General features: G+C 73.0%; 15 protein-coding genes and 1 pseudogene. 9 read left to right on the forward strand and 7 right to left on the reverse strand.

The window, feature by feature from the left end:
• The first annotated feature begins 72 nt into the window (after positions 1-72).
• Together AMK21_RS12985 and AMK21_RS12990 are read left to right on the forward strand one after the other, a co-directional pair.
• Positions 73-1278 (forward strand): acyl-CoA dehydrogenase family protein, encoded by a 1206-nt coding sequence (locus AMK21_RS12985; protein WP_073877361.1) that lies wholly within the window; start codon positions 73-75, stop codon positions 1276-1278.
• Complete coding sequence (locus tag AMK21_RS12990; protein ID WP_073877363.1) at positions 1278-1769, forward strand: nitroreductase family deazaflavin-dependent oxidoreductase; 492 nt, start codon at positions 1278-1280, stop codon at positions 1767-1769. Before AMK21_RS12985 ends, AMK21_RS12990 begins: the two co-directional genes overlap by 1 nt.
• A gap of 119 nt (positions 1770-1888) precedes the next feature.
• On the opposite strand, the gene AMK21_RS12995 is transcribed toward AMK21_RS12990, so the two are convergent.
• Complete coding sequence (locus tag AMK21_RS12995; protein WP_073877365.1) at positions 1889-2536, reverse strand: TetR family transcriptional regulator; 648 nt, start codon at positions 2534-2536, stop codon at positions 1889-1891.
• Positions 2537-2925: 389 nt separating this feature from the next.
• On the opposite strand from AMK21_RS12995, the gene AMK21_RS13000 reads away from it, so the two are divergent.
• Together AMK21_RS13000 and AMK21_RS13005 are read left to right on the forward strand one after the other, a co-directional pair.
• The gene (locus AMK21_RS13000) at positions 2926-3735 is read left to right on the forward strand and encodes a VOC family protein (protein WP_073877367.1); all 810 of its coding nucleotides are present in this window, start codon (positions 2926-2928) and stop codon (positions 3733-3735) included.
• A 228-nt stretch (positions 3736-3963) separates the two neighbouring features.
• Entirely contained in the window at positions 3964-6384 is a 2421-nt protein-coding gene (locus tag AMK21_RS13005) for a serine/threonine-protein kinase (protein ID WP_073877369.1), read from the forward strand.
• A 52-nt stretch (positions 6385-6436) separates the two neighbouring features.
• Here AMK21_RS13005 and AMK21_RS13010 read toward each other — a convergent pair whose 3' ends face one another.
• Positions 6437-7105, reverse strand: a complete 669-nt coding sequence (locus AMK21_RS13010) for a hypothetical protein (protein ID WP_073877371.1) — start codon at positions 7103-7105, stop codon at positions 6437-6439.
• 232 nt (positions 7106-7337) lie between these two features.
• Here AMK21_RS13010 and AMK21_RS13015 point away from each other — a divergent pair, with 232 nt between their 5' ends.
• Entirely contained in the window at positions 7338-7868 is a 531-nt protein-coding gene (locus AMK21_RS13015; RefSeq protein ID WP_073877373.1) for a hypothetical protein, read from the forward strand.
• A 27-nt stretch (positions 7869-7895) separates the two neighbouring features.
• Here the strand turns inward: AMK21_RS13015 and AMK21_RS13020 are convergent, their stop codons facing one another.
• From AMK21_RS13020 to AMK21_RS13030, 3 genes are read right to left on the reverse strand one after another with little or no spacing between them, the layout of a single operon-like run.
• Positions 7896-8681, reverse strand: a complete 786-nt coding sequence (locus tag AMK21_RS13020) for an enoyl-CoA hydratase/isomerase family protein (RefSeq protein WP_073877375.1) — start codon at positions 8679-8681, stop codon at positions 7896-7898.
• A 3-nt stretch (positions 8682-8684) separates the two neighbouring features.
• Positions 8685-9137 carry a Zn-ribbon domain-containing OB-fold protein gene (locus AMK21_RS13025; protein ID WP_073877377.1) on the reverse strand — a complete coding sequence of 151 codons (453 nt, stop codon included), beginning with the start codon at positions 9135-9137 and terminating at the stop codon, positions 8685-8687.
• 4 nt (positions 9138-9141) lie between these two features.
• A complete protein-coding gene (locus tag AMK21_RS13030) occupies positions 9142-10290 on the reverse strand; it encodes a lipid-transfer protein (protein WP_073877379.1) in 1149 nt (382 codons plus the stop codon).
• A 108-nt stretch (positions 10291-10398) separates the two neighbouring features.
• Here AMK21_RS13030 and AMK21_RS13035 point away from each other — a divergent pair, with 108 nt between their 5' ends.
• From AMK21_RS13035 to AMK21_RS13045, 3 genes and pseudogenes are all read left to right on the forward strand, one after another.
• Positions 10399-11955: a FadD3 family acyl-CoA ligase gene (locus AMK21_RS13035; RefSeq protein WP_073877381.1), complete on the forward strand. Its 1557-nt coding sequence runs from the start codon at positions 10399-10401 to the stop codon at positions 11953-11955.
• 90 nt (positions 11956-12045) lie between these two features.
• Positions 12046-12267: pseudogene (locus AMK21_RS13040) on the forward strand (hypothetical protein); the annotation flags it as partial.
• Positions 12267-12662 (forward strand): PIN domain-containing protein, encoded by a 396-nt coding sequence (locus AMK21_RS13045; RefSeq protein WP_073877383.1) that lies wholly within the window; start codon positions 12267-12269, stop codon positions 12660-12662. The pseudogene AMK21_RS13040 and the gene AMK21_RS13045, both read left to right, overlap by 1 nt.
• A 137-nt stretch (positions 12663-12799) precedes the next feature.
• Here the strand turns inward: AMK21_RS13045 and AMK21_RS13050 are convergent, their stop codons facing one another.
• Together AMK21_RS13050 and AMK21_RS13055 are read right to left on the reverse strand one after the other, a co-directional pair.
• Complete coding sequence (locus AMK21_RS13050) at positions 12800-12979, reverse strand: hypothetical protein (RefSeq protein WP_073877385.1); 180 nt, start codon at positions 12977-12979, stop codon at positions 12800-12802.
• A gap of 216 nt (positions 12980-13195) precedes the next feature.
• The gene (locus tag AMK21_RS13055; RefSeq protein WP_073877387.1) at positions 13196-16159 is read right to left on the reverse strand and encodes an AfsR/SARP family transcriptional regulator; all 2964 of its coding nucleotides are present in this window, start codon (positions 16157-16159) and stop codon (positions 13196-13198) included.
• A 314-nt stretch (positions 16160-16473) separates the two neighbouring features.
• Between AMK21_RS13055 and AMK21_RS13060 the strand changes: the two genes are divergently transcribed.
• Positions 16474-17694 carry an amidohydrolase family protein gene (locus AMK21_RS13060; RefSeq protein WP_073877389.1) on the forward strand — a complete coding sequence of 407 codons (1221 nt, stop codon included), beginning with the start codon at positions 16474-16476 and terminating at the stop codon, positions 17692-17694.
• Positions 17695-17737: the final 43 nt, after the last annotated feature.

Consider the following 17737-nt stretch of genomic DNA (forward strand, 5'->3'; position numbering starts at 1 on the left):
GCCGTCCCCCATGCCTAATATGACGGATCGTCAGATCAGGGACCACCGGTTCCTGAGGGGAGGAGCCCGACGATGGACGCCGCCTTCACCGCGGAACAGGACGAGATCCGCCGCACCCTGCGCGACCTGCTCGCCAAGCACAGCGGACCCGGCGAGGTCCGCGCCGCCGTACGCACCGCCGAGGGCCACGACCCGGCCCTCTGGCGCCGGCTCGCCCAGGAGCTCGGGCTGCCCGGGCTCGCGCTCCCGGAGGAGTACGGCGGGGCCGGCTGCACCGCCACCGAGCTCGCCCTCGCCTGCGAGGAGACCGGCCGCGCGCTGCTGCCCTCCCCGCTGCTCGCCACCGCCGTACTCACCGCGCCCCTGATCGCCGCCCTGGGGACCCCGGCACAGCGCGCCGCGCTGCTGCCCCGGATCGCCGACGGGGCCCTCACCGCCGCCCTCGCGGTCCCCGGCGGGTCGATGGCCGCCGCCCTCGGCCTCACCGCCGACAACCGCACTGGAGGCTGGGCGGGTGGAGGGCGGGCCGGTGGCGTCCAGGCCCGGCAGGCCACGGGCGACGGCGGCTGGCGGCTCTACGGGGAGGCCGACCGGGTGCTCGACGGGCACAGCGCCGGGCTCCTCCTGGTCGCCGCCCACACCGGCGGCTATCCGCGCAGCCGGACGCTCCTCTTCCTCGTGTCCGCCGAGGCCGAAGGGCTGACCCGCACCCGGCTGACCTCGATCGACGAGACCCGGCCCCTCGCCCGCGTCGAACTGCGCGACACCGCGGCCGAGCTCCTGGGCCCCCATGAGGCCACCGATGTGTGCGGCGCGCTCGCCGCCACCGGCCGTACCGCCGCCGCCGTTCTCGCCGCCGAGGCGGTCGGGGCGGCGGCGGGCGCGCTGGCGAGGACCGTGGCGTACGTGAAGGAGCGCGAGCAGTTCGGCCGGGCCATCGGGTCGTTCCAGGCCGTCGGACACCGCCTCGCGGACCTGTACGTACGGGTGGAGGCGGCCCGCTCCGCCGCGTACTACGCCGCCTGGGACCCGGCGGCGGGGCCGCTCGCGCTGGCCCAGGCTCTGGAGGCGGCCCGGACCGTGGCCGGTGAGGCCGTACAGCTCCACGGCGGTATCGGCTTCACCTGGGAGCACGAGGCGCATCTGTACGTGAAGCGGGCGGCGGCGGACGAGCTGCTCTTCGGGCCCGTACACCGGCTGCGCGACCACGCGGCGGGGCAGGCCGGGCTGTTCGGGGACGTAGCGGCGGACGGCCCTGTGCACGGGGTGGCGGTCTGATGGCCGGTACCGGTGGCCGGGCCGCCCGACTCGTCCAGAAGGTCTCCTCGACCCGCGCCTTCGCTCGGATCGCCCCGCACGTCGTCCCCGTCATGGACCGCACCGTGCACCGGCTCACCCGGGGCAAGGTGCTGCCCAGCGCCCGCATGCTGCCGGGGCTCGTCCTGACGGTGCCGGGGGCGCGCAGCGGGCGGCCGCGGGTGACCCCGCTGGCCTGCATGCCGGAAGGGGAGGCCGAGAGCACCTGGATCCTCGTCGGCAGCAACTTCGGCCGCACGGGGCATCCGGCCTGGACCGCGAATCTGCTGGCCCGCCCGGAGGAGGCCGTCATCAGCTGGCGGGGCCTGGACATCCCGGTGCGGGCAAGGCTGCTGGAGGGGGCGGAGCGGGAGGAGGTGTGGCGGGTGGCGCTGACGTTCTGGCCGCCGTACGCGGCGTACCAGGCGCGGGTCGAGCGGCAGATCCGGCTGTTCCGGCTGGAGCGGCGCTAGCCCCCGCCGCTCACCGGTTCCGGCGGGTCCGGGAACACCGACGGCGGACCACCGGCAGGGTGCGGGTGGTCCGCCGTCGGTGAGACAGGACGTGCCGGCAGGGCGTGCGTGCCGGTGGGCTACTTGGTGGGCTTCTTGCCGGTGATGCCGAGGTGCACCAGCAGCGCCAGGTTCGGGCGCAGTTCGGCCTGCTTCACACCCCAGGTGGTGAACCCCTTCTGGTGCGAGGCGACCGCGGCCAGCATCGCGACCAGGGAGCCCGCCATCGCGGCGGCGCTGATGTCCTTGTCGACCTTGCCCTTGGCCTGGAGCTCCTTCACCGAATCGGTGAGGGAGTTGGTGACCGAGTTCAGGATCTTCATGCGGATCTTGTAGAACCGTTTGTCCCCTTCGGCCGCGCCGAGGTCGATCACGCGGAGGATCGCGTCGTTGCGGCGCCAGAAGTCGAGGAAACCCTCGACGAGTTCCTCGGCCGTCTGCCAGCCGGCTTTGCCGACCCACGGGCGTCCGGCGACCAGTTCGGTCAGTCCGGCGCCCTCTTTGGCGACCTCCTCGGCGATTTCGAGGACGGCGCCCTCCACATCGGGGAAGTACTGGTAGAAAGTCGCGGGTGAAGTCCCGGCCCTCCGGGCGACGTCGATGACTTTGACGTCCCGGTACGGCGAGGAGCTGAGCATCTCGCTGAGGCAGTCGAGCAGCTTCTGCCGCGTCGCCTGACCGCGTCGACCGGCCACGCGGCCGTCGACGGTACGTACTTGTCCTGTCATGCCGTCAGCTTACCGAGGGCCGATGGGAGCGCGATTCGGCCGACTGCAAATGGGGAACGCCGCAGGAACGGCGGGGTGCGGGGGGCCAGGGGCGATCATTTTCGGCCGATGTGGTGGCGGTGCGCACGAGGTCCTGTCCCGGGGCCGGATTCCGGCCGCGGAGCCCGTCATCGCTCCCCGGTGAAAATGTTATCAACAGCCTGTGGATAACTTCGGTGGACAACTTTCGTCCACATGGCGACCAGGCCTTCACTATCCGGGCAAATGTTCCCTAGGGGAGTGCTCGGTGTGCGCTCCGTGTGCGTTCGGCGTCCGTCGGGGCGCGCCGGACCGGGCGCGACGTTACGTTGGCTGTGACGGGCGTCACTGCAACGGAAGGACCAGGCCCCATGGCCGCATTCGCGCACTCGGCGCCGTGCTGGATGGACGTGCAGCTCTCCGACCTCGAAGCGGGCAAGCGTTTCTACGGGGGCCTCTTCGGCTGGACCTTCCGCGCGGGCGACGGCATGCCCTTCGCGGACGCCTTCAGCGGCGGCAGGCTCGTCGCCGCGCTCGCCGCCAAGAAGGACGGGCGGATGCCGACGGCCTGGGGCGTCTACTTCGCCACCGACGACATCCGGGCCACCGTCGCCGCGATCCGCGAACACGGCGGCCAGATCATCACCGACCCCGTACGGGCCGGGCAGGCCGCGATCGTGGCGCAGGCGGCCGACCCCGGAGGGGCGGTCTTCGGCCTCTGGCAGCCGGAGGAGCGCGAGGGGTTCGAGAAGCAGAATGAACCCGGCTCCTTCTGCTGGACCGAGGTCCACACCCGGCAGCCGGAGAAGGTGGACCCCTTCTACGAGAAGGTCTTCGGCTTCCGGGGCACCGACCTGGACGAGGCGGGCAACGACGTCTCCGACGACGCGGAGGCGCTGGTCGACTTCCGGATGTGGTCGCCCCAGGGCGAAGAGCCCGGTCCGGACACCGCCCTCGGCGGCCGCAGCGTCATCACGGACGCGTTCCCCGCCGAGATGCCCAGCTACTTCCTCACCTACTTCGCCGTCGCCGACTGCGACGCGGCGGCCGAACTCGCCGTCCAGCTCGGCGGCCGCGTCTCCGCGCCGCCCTCCGACATCCCGTACGGGCGGATGGCGGTCCTCGTCGACGACCAGGGCGCCCTCTTCGCCGTGCTCCAGCCGAGCGAACTGCTTCCCTGACCCTGCCGCGTACCGGTGTGGGCGAGAATCGGCCGAAGTGACATGAGACACCCACTTCCGCCCCCGGGTTCGCCACCGGCGCCCGAGCCAGGAAGAATCAGTGTGCGCACCGCCAGGTGGTGCCCAGCGGTGAGACGCTGCGCAGGCCGGAAATCGCACCGGGCGGTAACGGGCGGTAATTCGCGGGCTTCGTTCCTGAGGTCCGTACGGGGAGGTGGCAGGCACGTGATGGAGCAGCTGACGCAGCACGACCCGAGACGGATCGGCCCGTTCGAGGTGCTGGGACGGCTCGGGGCCGGTGGCATGGGGCTGGTCTATCTCGCCCGGTCGGCGTCGGGCCGGCGGGTGGCGATCAAGACGGTGCGGACCGAGCTCGCCGAGGACCAGCTCTTCCGGGTCCGCTTCACCCGCGAGGTCGAGGCCGCCCGCGCGGTGAGCGGCTTCTACACCGCCGCCGTGGTCGACGCCGACCCCCGCGCGGCCGTGCCGTGGCTGGCCACCGCCTATGTGCCCGCGCCCTCGCTCGAAGAGATCGTCAACGAGTGCGGCCCGATGCCGACCCAGGCCGTGCGCTGGCTGGCCGCCGGGATCGCCGAGGCCCTCCAGTCCATCCACGGTGCCGGGCTCGTCCACCGCGACCTGAAGCCCTCCAACGTGCTCGTCGTCGAGGACGGCCCCCGGGTCATCGACTTCGGCATCGCCTCCGGCGTCTCCAACACCCGCCTGACCATGACGAACGTCGCCGTCGGCACGCCCGCCTACATGTCGCCCGAGCAGGCCCGGGACTCCCGCAGCGTCACCGGGGCCAGCGACATCTTCTCGCTGGGCTCCACCCTCGTCTTCGCCGCCACCGGCCACGCCCCCTACCACGGGGCCAACCCGGTCGAGACGGTCTTCATGCTGCTGCGCGAGGGGCCCGACCTGGAGGGGCTGCCGGACGACCTGCGGCCGCTGATCGAGTCCTGCATGCAGATGGACGCCACCCAGCGGCCCAGCCCCGCCGACCTCCAGGCCCAGCTCGCCCCCCACCTCTTCGCCTCCGGCAGCGACGACAGCGGTACCGCGTCGGCCTGGCTGCCGACGTCGGCCACCGCCATGATCGAACGGCGTAGGGGAGGCGGCCGCACCGCCCCGCCCGCGCCTTCCGCGCCCCCGCCGCGCCCTCCGCAGCCCCCGCACGCCCCGGAGCGCGCGCCGGACCGGGGTCCCGACTGGCGCAGCGGCGGAGACCTGCGCTCGCCCTCCCCGCTCTCCTCGCCCGCGCCCCCCTCCGCGGCGCCCTCGCCCGACGGCGGGCCCGTCCACCTGCCCGGGGCGAAGGCGCCGATCGGGCCCGGGCCGCGGGCGGGGGAGGGCCGGGGGGCCGCCGCCGCGCATCCGGCCGCCGCGACGGGCTGGGTCCGCCCGCCGGCGGGCCTGAACGGTTCGGCCGGAACGCCCACGGCACCCACGGCGCCCGTACCGGCTGTACCGGCTCCGGGACCGGCCCCGGACACCTCACCCGCGGCCCCCGACCGCTGGCGGCCGTGGCGCTTCCGCATGTCCAACGACGTGTGGGGGACGCCGGTCGTCTCCGGTGACCTGTTGTACGTCACGTCCTTCGAGATCCACGCGCTGGACGTCGGCAACGGGCGCCGCCAGTTCAAGACCCGGGACGTGGCGTGGGCGATGGCCGTCGAGGGCGGCCGTATCCACGCCTCGGACGGCCCGTCCCTGTACGCGCTGGACGCGGCGGCCGGCGCCGAGCAGTGGCGGGTGAGGACGGACGCCTGGGTGTACGCGCTCAAGGCCGACCGGGGCACGGTGCTGACCGCGACCCGGGGCGGCGGCGTCCAGGGGTGGGAGGCGTCCAACGGCGACAAGCTGTGGGAGGTCACCGGGGTCCAGAGCGACTTCGAGACGGCCGAGGCCGCGCCGGTCATCCACGACGGCACGGTCTACGTCTGGCAGGACGCCCGGCTGCGCGCGCTGGACGCCCGTACGGGCCAGGAGCGCTGGTCGTACCCGATCGGTGACGCGGCCTCCTGCGGCGGGGTCCCCGTCCGGGTGACCCCGGCCCCCGACGGCTACGTCTACATCGCGGCGGGCACCCGGGTGCTGGCCGTGGACACCGCCTCCGGCCGGGTGCGGTGGCACTTCGAGTCCCCGGCGGTCTTCCTGTCCCCGCCCGCGTTCGCGCCGGGCCCGGCGGTGACGGGGGGCGGGGTCTACCTCGCGGACTACCTCGGCACGGTCTACGCGCTCGACGCGACGACCGGTAAGGACCGCTGGCGCATCGCCACGGAGGCCCGCGCCTCCATCGAGCCGGTGCTCGTCGCGGTGGGCAACGTCCACGTGGGCAGCGGCAGCGCGCTCTACACCCTGGACGCGGTCACCGGCACCCCGAAGTGGCGCTTCGCGGCGGGCGGCGACGTGGTGGGCGCACCGGTCGTGGCGGACGGTCGGGTCCACTTCGGCTCGGCGGACCACGTGCTGTACACCCTGGACGCGGCGGGCGGCCAACTCCGCTGGAAGCTGGCCACGGGCGGCGAGATCACGGGCTCCCCGGTCGCCCAGGCGGGGGTGGTGTACGCGTGCAGCAAGGACCGCTGCGTGTACGCGTTGGACGCGCTGAAGGGCACCGGGACCGGAAACCGGGCCCGGACCTGAGCCAACTCAGCCCGTCCGGCGTTTGAGGACGGAACCGTTGACGGGGCGGCCGTCACCCCTCCGGCGGCCGCTGCGGCGGGTGCACCGGATCCCGGGGGTCCCCGGGGCCGCCCGGCGGCGCCTGCGGATACGACCGCGTACGGGGGTCATGGGGGTCGGGCCCCGTGTACGGGTCCACCTCCGGCTCCGGCCACGGCGACGTGTGCGTCGACATCCCCGGCTCCTGGGTCGGCGGCCACGTGTCCACCTGGTCCGCCGGCGGCGCGGCATACGGCTCCGCCGGCTCCCGCTCCCGCCGAGCCGCCCTCCGCCCCCGCCCCCTCATCAGCAACGCCCCGATCAGCATCAGCACCCCGCCCGCCAGCGCGTTCACCACCCCCACCTGCAGCCCCGCCCCGTCCCCGCCCACGGTGAGCGACCCCGCCGCCTGCCCCTGGCGGACCATCCACAGGATCGTGAAGCCCAGCACCACCAGCCCCGCGAGCGCGACGGCGAGCCGCGACCGGAGCACCACACCCGCGATCACCAGCAGTGCCGCGAACAGGAACGGCAGCAGGATCGAGACCAGCACCCCCGACTCCGTGGCGGTGATGCCCTCGAAGAGGTCCCGCACCCGGTAGTCCCGCCCCGCCCGCCCGTCGTACCAGTCGCGGAACGGGCTCAGCACGGCGGAAGCCGCCCCGGCGAGGGCGACGAGTGAGCCGAGGATGTTGCGGATCATCGTCAGCCTCCAACGGCGTACGCCGAACACCCCCGCACGGCTGACGCTACGCCCGGACGATCACCCCCGCCACGCGGACGCCGCCGACCGCCCTGAGGATGCCCCGTCCCGCGGACCATGACCGGACCGTGACAGGGCCATGACCTACGCATCGGGGGCATCCGGCATGCTGTGGGGCGGCAGCACGATGAACGACAACACACGAGCAACGACAACAAGGGGGGCTGCATCCATGATGCGGCGACAGATGAGGCTCGCGGCGGTCCTGGTCGTGGTGGTGCTCGCGCTCACCGGGTTCTCGACGTCCACCAGCGGTGGCAAGGGCAGCAGGAGCAAGGGCAGCAGTTCGGGCGGCGGCTGTTCCAACTCCAAGAAGAGCAACAGCGGTTACCGGGACAACGACTACAGCGACGACGACTACGACGACAACTCCTCGTCCGGCTCGTCCGGTTCCTCCTACGGAACCCCGACGCCCACCGCCTCCGACGGCCCCGCCGTCCGGGTGATCCGCTGCGCCCAGCCCCGCAAGGGCAAGCGCAAGGCGGTCACCGCGTCCGTCGTCGAACTGCGGTCGAACGGCATCCGCAGTTACGAGTACGAGGTCGACGTGACGTTCTACGACTCCCGCGGGAACGTCGTCGACACCGCCGAGACCACGACGACCCTCGACGCCGGCGACGTACGCAACCTGACCGTGCGGATGGACAGTCCCCGCCGGGTCTCCGAGGTCAAGCGGTGCGAGGTCACGGCCCAGCTGCTCTGACCCGAGAGGCAGCGGCAGAGGCAGAGCTCACCGCACTCTTGGCGCCCCGCCCCCGCCCCCCTCCCGCCGCCCCGCGAACAGCTGCGCCTGCCGCTTTGGCTCCAGGTTCCCCAGCGCGATCAGCGCGGGCGCCTGGGCCATGGCCTGCGAGCGGGCGGCCTCCTTCGCCGACCACACCGCCCGCACCGTGCCCTGCACCGCCTCGGTCGGGTACCCGGCGATCACGGCCGCCGCCCGCAGCGCGGCCGCCACCGCACCTCCGGGCTCCGTCACCTCGCTGACCAGCCCGATCGCGTACGCCCGCTCCGCACCGACCCGTTCCGCGGTGCCCATCAGGGCCATCCGGGCCGCCTCGCCGAACGGCATCCGCTGGGCCATCGCGATCGCCTCGTACGCCGAGACCATCCCGTACGTCGTATGCGGGTCGAAGAAGGTCGCCTCGCGCGAGGCGACGACGAACTCCACCTCGCCCAGCAGGTAGAACGCCCCGCCGCACGCCATCCCCTCCACGGCCGCGACCACCGGCTTCCACAGGTCGTTCGCCTTGGGCCCGATCCGCAGGAGGGGGTCGTCGATGGCGTACGGGGACGGGGGCTGCGGGACCGTCACGCCCCGGTCGATCCCGGTGCAGAAGGCGCGGGTGCCGGCCCCGGTGAGGACCGCGGCCCGCACCGACTCGTCGTACCGCAACTCCTGCCACAGCGAGGCGAGTTCCCCGGCCGTCTCCAGGTCGATGGCGTTGAGCTTCTCCGGCCGGTCCAGGACGACGAGGGCGACCCCCCGGTCCGCGTCCCGCTCGATGCGCAGGGCCACCGCTCACCGCTCCAGCAGCCAGCGTACGAGCGTGAGACCGTCGGGTCCCACCGGGCAGAACACCGCGCGCACCGGCGCCCCGATCCGCAGCCGCCCCGGGTCCACCGAATTCAGCGGCGCATCGGCGGAGGCGACGGCGTTCCCGGCCAGCCGGATGTGCGGGGCCTCCACCAGCTCCACCAACACGGCGTTGTACGGCGCCTGTTCGGCGTAGGCGGGGAGCAGTGGCGGGTGCGGGATCACGTACGACCAGAGCCGGCCGCGTCCGCTCATCGCCCGCCACTCGCTGTCGAAGGAGCCGCAGTGCGGGCAGCAGGGCCGCGGCGGGAAGCGCAGTGCGCCGCAGGCGGGGGCGGCGCAGGCCTGGACGCGCAGCTCGCCGCGGGCGGCGTACTCCCAGAAGGGCGCACCGTCCTCGTCGGCGACGGGAAGCAGCAGGGAATCGTTCACGCCCATCTCCTCAACTCCTCAGCAGTACGGCCGATGTCGGCACGCCCTCACCCGCCGTGACCAGGCAGGTCGCGGCGTCCGGCACCTGGGCGGTGGAGGTGCCGCGCAGTTGCTTGACGCCCTCGGTGATGAGGTTGAACCCGTGGACGTACGCCTCGCTCAGCCCGCCACCCCCCGTGTTGACCGGCAGCCGGCCCCCGCTCTCCAGCGCCCCGCCCTCGGTGAACGCGCCGCCCTCGCCGCGCCCGCAGAAGCCGTACCCCTCCAGGGAGAGCGGGACGAGCGGGGTGAACGCGTCGTAGATCTGGGCCACATCGACGTCGTCGGGCCCGAAGTCGGCCTGCTTCCAGAGCTGTCGGGCGGCTGTCCAGGCGGGGCCGGTGAGCGGGTCGTCGTTCCAGTAGTTGACCATCCCGTGGTGCTGGGCGGGCAGCCCCTGGGCGACGGAGTGGAGGTAGACGGGCCGCTGCCGACAGTCACGGGCACGCTCGGCGGAGACGAGGACACAGGCCAGCGCGCCGTCCGTTTCCAGGCAGTTGTCGAAGAGGCAGAGGGGCTCGCTGATCCAGCGGGAGTTCATGTACATCTCGCGGGTCAGCGGGCGGTCGTACATGATCGCGGCCGGATTCTGGTTGGCCCGGTTGCGGCAGGCGAGGGCGACGTTGAAGAGGTGGTCGCGGGTGGCCCCGTACTCGTGCATGTAGCGCCGGGCCAGCATCCCGATCTCGTCGGCGGGGCGCAGCAGCCCGTAGGGCCGGGTCCACTGCGCGGGGGTCGGCAGCTGCACGGCGGTGTTCTTCCACGGCCGGGGCCCGGACCCGCGTTTCCGGGACCGCCAGGCCACCCCGACGCTCGCCTGGCCGGTGGCGATGGCGCCGGCGAGATGGCCGAGGGTGGCACAGGAGCCACCGCCCCCGTACCCCACCTTGGAGAAGAAGGTGACGTCCCCGGCGCCGATCGCCTTGGCGACCTCCACCTCGTCGGTCTCCTCCATCGTGTACGAGGCGAAGCCGTCGACCTCCGAGGGGGCGATGCCCGCGTCGTCGAGGGCGGCCAGGATCGCCCGGCAGGCGAGGGTCTTCTCGGACTCCGGGAGCCGTTTCGCGAACGTCGTCTGCCCGATCCCGGCTATCGCCGTCGCGTCCTTGAGCGTCGCCATCCGCCAACCTCCCGCACCGTCAACCCTCCTGACAGCGGCAGAGGCTACCGCTAATCTGACGGATAGTCAGCTACTGCGACGGCGGTGACGGCGGCGGGAGGGCGCGCGATGCGAGGCGACGAGGAGTGGGGCGGCATCCCGGGGCTGGTACGGGAGGCGGCGCGGCGGTACGGGCCGGCGGAGGCGGTGGTCGAGGGCCGCACCCGCCTGACGTACGCCGGGCTCGGCGACCGGGTGGAGCGCGCCGCCGCCGCGTGCGTGGCCGCCGGGGTGGAGCCGGGTGACCGGGTCGCGATCTGGGCCCCGAACACCCTGGACTGGATCGTCTCCGCGCTCGGGGCGGTGAGCGCGGGTGCGGTGCTGGTGCCCCTGAACACCCGCTTCAAGGGGACGGAGGCGGCCCACATCCTGCGCCGCAGCCGGGCCAGGCTGCTCTTCGTCACCGGCACGTTCCTGGGGACCTCGTACGTGGCGTCCCTGCGCCGGTCGGAGGTGGAGCTGCCGGACCTGGAGCGGGTGGTGGTGCTGGCGGACACGGCCCCCGAGGACCACACGAGCTGGCCGGAGTTCCTGGCGGCCGGGGAGCGGGTGCCGTCCTCCGCCGTGGGGGAACGGGCGGCCGCCATCCGCCCCTCGGACCCCTCCGACATCGTCTACACCTCGGGCACCACGGGCGCCCCCAAGGGTGCGGTGATCACGCATGCGCAGACGCTGCGCGCGTACGAGATCTGGAGCGAGCTGGCGGGCCTGCGCGAAGGCGACCGCTACCTCATCGTCAACCCCTTCTTCCACACCTTCGGCTACAAGGCGGGGATCATCGCCTGCCTGATGCGGGGGGCCACGATGGTCCCGCAGCCGGTGTTCAACGTGGACACGGTGCTGGCGAACATCGCGGCGGAACGTATCTCCGTCCTGCCGGGCCCGCCCACCCTCCACCAGTCCCTCCTGGACCACCCGGCCCGCGACGCCCACGACCTCTCCGCCCTGCGCCTGGTGGTGACGGGCGCCGCGGTGGTCCCCCCGCGCCTGGTGGAACGCCTGCGCGAAGAACTCGGCATCGCCACGGTCCTCACGGCGTACGGCCTCTCCGAGGCGAGCGGCATCGTCACGATGTGCCGCCGGGGCGACGCGCCGGAGACCGTGGCCACCACGTCCGGCCGCGCGATCCCCGGCACCGAGGTCCGCGTCCTGGGCGGCCCCGGGGAGCCCGGAGAGATCCAGGTCCGGGGCTTCAACGTGATGAGCGGCTACTTCGAGGACCCGGAGACCACGGCCGACGCGCTGACCCCGGACGGCTGGCTGCGCACCGGCGACATGGGCGTCCTGGACGAGGCGGGCAACCTGCGGATCACGGACCGGATCAAGGACATGTTCATCGTGGGCGGCTTCAACGCCTACCCGGCCGAGATCGAGCGGCTCCTCGGCCTCCACCCGGACATCGCCGACGTGGCGGTCGTCGGCGTCCCCGACCCCCGGCTCGGCGAGGTCGGCAAGGCGTACGCGGTCCGCCGCCGGGGCGCCACGGTGACGGCGGACGACCTGATCGCCTGGTCCCGCCGCGAGATGGCGAACTTCAAGGTGCCGAGGGCGGTGGAGTTCGTCCCGGAGCTCCCGCGCAACGCGAGCGGCAAGGTGGTGAAGGGGGAGCTGCGGGGGCGGGGGTAGCGCATGTCCGTTCGGCCTCACCGGATGGGGTGAGCGGGTTGGGGCCGACCCCGCCTCCGGCGGTGTGGTCGTAAGCATGGCAACCAGGAAGGCGCCTTCAGCGCGTATGCCACGCGGGCCGTAGAGCGTCAGCGTGAGCACGACCGGCTGGGGGAGCTGGTGGAGCGCCTGGAGGGTGAGTACGGCCCCGTCACCGACGCGGACCTGGCCGCCGCCGAGGCCGAGCGGCGTGAGATCGAGCAGTGGTTCGCGGACCGGTCGGCCGACCGGGCGCCTACCGGGGCCGGGCGCCGGAATGCGGCGGCTGCCTGATGCCGGAGATCTCGTACGTACTGGACTGTGGGGCCCTCTCGCAGGCGGTCCTCGGCAAGCCGGAGATGAAGAGCCGCCTCAAGGACGCCCACCGGGCGGGTATCCGTGCGGTGACCAGCTCGACGACCCTGGTCGAGGCCCATCACAGCAGGATCCGGCGCCCGGTGTGGGACGGGGCGATGTCCGGTGTGGTCGTCGAACCCGTCACCAAGGGGATCGCGGAGGAGGCGATTCTGCTCCTGCGGGAGACCGGCCTGCATGGCCACAAGTACGCCATGGACGCGATCCTTGCCGCGATCGCGAACCGGCAGCGGGGTCCCGCCGTCGTCTTCACCTCCGACGTGGACGACCTGACCAAGCTCTGCGCCCCTCGGGTGCAGGTCCGCGCCCTGTAACCCCTCCCACACGCCCGAAGGGCCCGAGCCCATCCCCAGGCCCGGGCCCCTCTGCGTACGACGGCCGCGACGGCTCCCCCTCCACGCCGCCGCGGCCGCTCCCCCGTACGTACCCCCCGTATCCCCGTCGGGAAGGTCTACTTGACGGGCTCGCTCGTGGCGTGGGCGTCGCCCAGCTTGCCCACCGGCTCGCCCGTGGCGTGCGCGTCGCCGAGCTTCGTCACCGGCTTGGACGTGGCGTGCGCGTCCTGCGTGGTGATGTCCTCGCCCGTGGCGTGGGCGTCGTTCGGCTTGAGGGTGTCCTTGTTGGCGGCCATGTCAGTCAACTCCTGAAGATGGTGACGTGATGATCGGGCGGAGCCTGCCCGGCTGTTCCCCCGTGGACTGCCGGGCAGGCCCTCCAGGGCCGTTCACCATAGTGGTGAGGCCGCGAGCCGATCCGTCTGCCCCCCGACGCGACGGATCGATGAGTCAGAGACTGTCGGTCGGCGATAAACGAATGATGAACGCGGTCCGTGGCGCGGCCCGTGGCGTCAGCTCACACCCGCCGGGTGCAGCAGGGCGCGTACCGACGCCGCCTCGGGCGAGCACAGTTCCTCGAAGATGGCCAGCGCCTCGCTCCAGCAGACCTGGGCCCGGTCCCGCTGCCCTATGGCCGTCAGACCGCGGCCGAGCACGGCCAGGACGTTGGCGCGGCGCCAGTCCCCGCCGATGCCGCGGAGCACGGCCAGCGCCTGCTCCGCGTGGGCCGCGGCCTGGGCCCCGTCCTGCTCGGCGAGGTGGAGCTCCGCCAGCCGGAACAGCGTCATCCCGTGCCAGAGCTGCTGCCGGCTCTCCCGGAAGATCTGGAGCGCCTCCAGGAGGGCGTCGCGGGCCCGGGGCGTCTGCTCGCTGCCGATGAGGGCCAGCCCCAGGGCGTACTTCCCGTTGGCCAGCCGCAGCGCCAGGTCGGTGGCGTCGCCCTCGTAGATGGCGACCCCCTGCTGGGCGAGGTGCACCGCGCTGATGGTCCGGCCGGTGGCCAGGTGCACCCGGGAGAGGTTGCACAGGGCGGCCGCCTCCCCGGGCTTGTTCCCGTCGGCGCGGAAAGCGGCCATGGCCTCGGTCAGATGGGCCTCGGCATCCTCGTGCCGGTTCTCGTACAGGGCGATGATGCCCCGCTGGTTGGGGGCTTGGCCCAGCGAGACCGGGTCCTGGGCCAGCTGGCCGAGGGCCAAGGCCCGGCTGGCCTCCTCGTCGGCCTCGGCGAACCGCCCCGAGACGCTGTGCACGTGCGACAGCATCGTGCGCGCCCTGGCCTCGGCCTGCGCCTCGCCGGCGGCGCAGGCGGCGTCGCTCACGGCCTTGGCGGCGGTGGCGAACTGATGCGAGTTCGCACCGGACTCCCCGAGGTCGACCACGGCCATGAGGAGGTCCGACGCGCGCTTGGGCATCCCGATGGCGGCCGACTGGCGGGCGCAGGCCAGAAGTCCGCTCGACTCCGTGAACAGCCAGTCGAGAGCGGTCTCCCGGACCGGGAACGTCAGACCCGGGTACTCGGTCCTGGTGAAGTGGTCCAGGACCCGTTCCCCCGGCCGCTCCAGCGCGTACACCCCGGCCGCCGTCGCCAGGTAGAAGTCCAGCAGCCGCGACAGTGCCAGCTCCCGTTCCCCCGGCGGCTGTTCGTCGCGTTCCGCGCAGGAACGGGCGTAGAGGCGTACGAGGTCGTGGTAGCGGTAGCGGCCCGGCGCGGCCGACTCCAGGAGGGAGGTGTCGACCAGGGCCTCCAGGAGGTCCTCCGCCGTGTGCGGCTCCAGGTTCAGCAGGGCCGCTGCCGCCGCCAGGGAGATGTCGGGGCCGTCCGCGAGCCCCAGGAGGCGGAAGGCACGGGCCTGGGCCGGTTCCAGCTGGCCGTAGCCGAGTTCGAAGGTGGCCTTCACCGCGAGGTCCCCCGCCTGGAGCTCGTCGAGGCGACGGCGCTCGTCGGCCAGCTTGGCGGCGAGGACGGAGACCGTCCAGGTGCGGCGGGAGGCCAGCCGGGAGGCGGCGATGCGGATGGCGAGAGGGAGGAAACCGCAGGCGGCGACCACATCGAGGGCCGCCTCCCGCTCCGCGCCGACCCGCTCCGCCCCCACGATCCGGGTGAAGAGCTGGAGCGCCTCGTCCGGCGACATCACGTCCAGGTCCACCAGATGCGCCCCGGCCAGGTCGACCATCCGCACCCGGCTCGTCACCAGGGCCGCGCACCCCGGCGTACCGGGCAGCAGCGGGCGGATCTGGGCCGCGTCGTGGGCGTTGTCCAGCAGGACCAGGACGCGGCGGCCGTCCAGCGTCGAGCGGTAGAGCGCGGCCCGCTCGTCCAGGGTGTCGGGGATGGCCGGATCCGCGGTGCCGAGCGCCCGCAGGAACGAGCCGAGGACCGTCTCCGGCTCGGCCGCCCGCGCGCCCGCGCCCTGGAGGTCGACGTAGAGCTGACCGTCGGGGAAGTGCGGGCGGGCCTGGTGCGCCACATGGACGGCCAGCGTGGTCTTGCCGACCCCGCCGATCCCGGCCAGCGCGGAGACCGCCATCACCGAACCCTCGGCGGTGGCCAGTCGGGCGCCCAGGTCCCGTACGAAGGAGTCCCGCCCGGTGAAGTCGGGCACGGTCGCCGGAAGCTGCGCCGGCTTCACGGGCGCCGCCGCCGGGGCCGGCTCGTCCGACGGGCGGGCCAGCTCCTCGTCGGCCCGCAGGATGCGCTGCTGGAGCTGGGCCAGTTCGGGGCGCGGGTCGACGCCCAGCTCCTCGGCGAGCAGGCGGCGGGTGTCCGCGTACACCGCCAGCGCCTCCGCCTGCCGGCCGCTGCGGTAGAGCGCCACCATCAGCAGCTCGCGCAGGCGCTCGCGCAGCGGGTGGGCGGCGGTGAGCGCGGTCAGCTCGGAGACGGCCTCCGCATGGCAGCCGACCTCCAGGTCCAGGTCGAGCCGGGCCTCGGTGAGCTGGAGGCGCCACTCCTCCAGCCGGGTGCGCTGGTTCTCCGCGTACGGCCCGGGCACGGAGGCCAGCGCCTCCCCGTCCCACAGCCCCAGTACCTTGTTGATCAGCGTGCGGGCCTGGCAGCGGTCACCGCTCGCGCGGGCCTTCTCCGCCTCGGCGGCCAGGTCCTGCGCCAGGGTCAGGTCGAGCGCGCCCCGGCCGATCCGGAGCGCGTACCCGCCGGCCTCGGTCACCAGGGTGTCCTGGCCCAGGACCTTGCGGAGCCGGGAGGCGTACGTCCGGATCGTGGCCAGTGCCTGCGAGGGCGGGTCCTCGCCCCAGAACGCGTCGATCAGCTCGCCCGCCGTGGCCGTCCGGCCCTCGCGCAGGAGCAGGGCGGCGAGCAACGCGCGCTGCTGGGGGGAGCCGGAGGGGAGCGCCTCGGCCCCGCGCCATGCCCGTACGGGGCCCAGGACGGTGAACCTGAGGGAGTCGGCGGCCCCCGGTTCCTCCGGAGCGCGCTGCTCCGGTACGCGCACGCGTGGCCCGTGATCACGGTCCATTGATGCCCCCTGTCCTGCTCGCCTGCCGGCCCGGCTCGTTGGCGGATCCTGCCGGTGGTGCCCGTCTCCGAAGGTCCGCCCGCTCCCAGCCGGTTGTCCGTCCGTGCGTCGAGGTGCGGTGTACATCCGGATTGCTCGGTACCGCTGGTATCGCGCTCAACAGTCTGCCTTGTCGCGGGCGGGCGCGTCAGCAGTGGGTGACGCTCTGCACAAGCCCTCGACAACGATTTGGGAACCGTGCGGGGGTGCCGCGCTCCGTGCCGATGCGCGCACATCAGCTGACGGTTCGTCAGATCGACGCTACCGTGGGACGCATGGAGACCTTCCCGAAGATCATCTCGGTGGACGACCACACGGTGGAGCCCGCTCATGTCTGGCGGGACCGGCTCCCGTCCAGGTACGCCGACTCAGGGCCGCGCATCGTCCGCGCACCCCTGAAGGAAATGACCTTCATGGGCGGAAAGTTCGCGCCCGTGATGGGGGCCAGGGGTGACGAGGGCCCGGTCGGCGACTGGTGGGTCTACGAGGACCTCCACCGGCCGCTCACCCGGCTGGACACCGCCGTGGGCTACGACAGGGACGAGATCAAGCTGGAGATCATCACCTACGAGCAGATGCGTCCTGGTTCCTTCTCGGTCCCCGACCGGCTCGCCGACATGGACGTCAACCACGTCCAGTCCGCCCTCTGCTTCCCGACCTTCCCGCGCTTCTGCGGCCAGACGTTCACCGAGGCGAGCGACCGCGAGCTGGGGCTCCTCGGGGTGCGCGCGTACAACGACTGGATGGTGGAGGAGTGGTGCGGCCCCGAGGCGCACGGCCGCCTCATCCCGCTCACCCTCGTCCCGCTCTGGGACGCGGAGCTCGCCGCCGCGGAGGTCCGGCGCAACGCGGCCCGGGGCGTGCGCGCGGTCGCGTTCTCCGAGATACCTCCCCATCTCGGGCTTCCGTCCATACATACGGACGACTGGGATCCGTTCCTCGCGGCCTGCGACGAGACCGGGACCGTCATCGCCATGCACATCGGCTCCTCGTCGAAGATGCCCTCCACCTCCGCCGACGCCCCGCCCGCGGTCGGCTCCACCATCACCTTCGCCAACTGCTGCTTCTCGATGGTCGACTGGCTGATGAGCGGCAAGTTCGAGCGCTTCCCGAACCTGAGGATCATGTACGCGGAGGGCCAGATCGGCTGGATCCCGTACATCCTGGAACGCGCCGACATCGTCTGGGAGGAGAACCGCGCCTGGGGCGGCGTCGCCGACAAGGTGCACCGCCCGCCGTCCGAGCTGTTCGCGGACCACGTCCACGGCTGCTTCTTCGACGACGCCTTCGGGCTGAGGAACCTGGACGCGATCGGCGTCGGGAACGTCCTGTACGAGACGGACTACCCGCACTCCGACTCCACCTGGCCCAAGTCACGCGAGGTCGGCGAGGCGCAGATGGGCCACCTCGCCCCGGACGTCGTGGACCGGATCGTCCGCGGCAACGCGATCGACCTGCTGGGGCTGACGGAGGACGGGCTCTGGGCGGGGGCGTAGAAGGGTACGTGTGTACGGGGAGGGGATGGCGCCCCTCCCCGTA

The sequence above is a fragment of the Streptomyces sp. CB00316 genome (assembly GCF_001905595.1).
GTDB lineage: Bacteria > Actinomycetota > Actinomycetes > Streptomycetales > Streptomycetaceae > Streptomyces.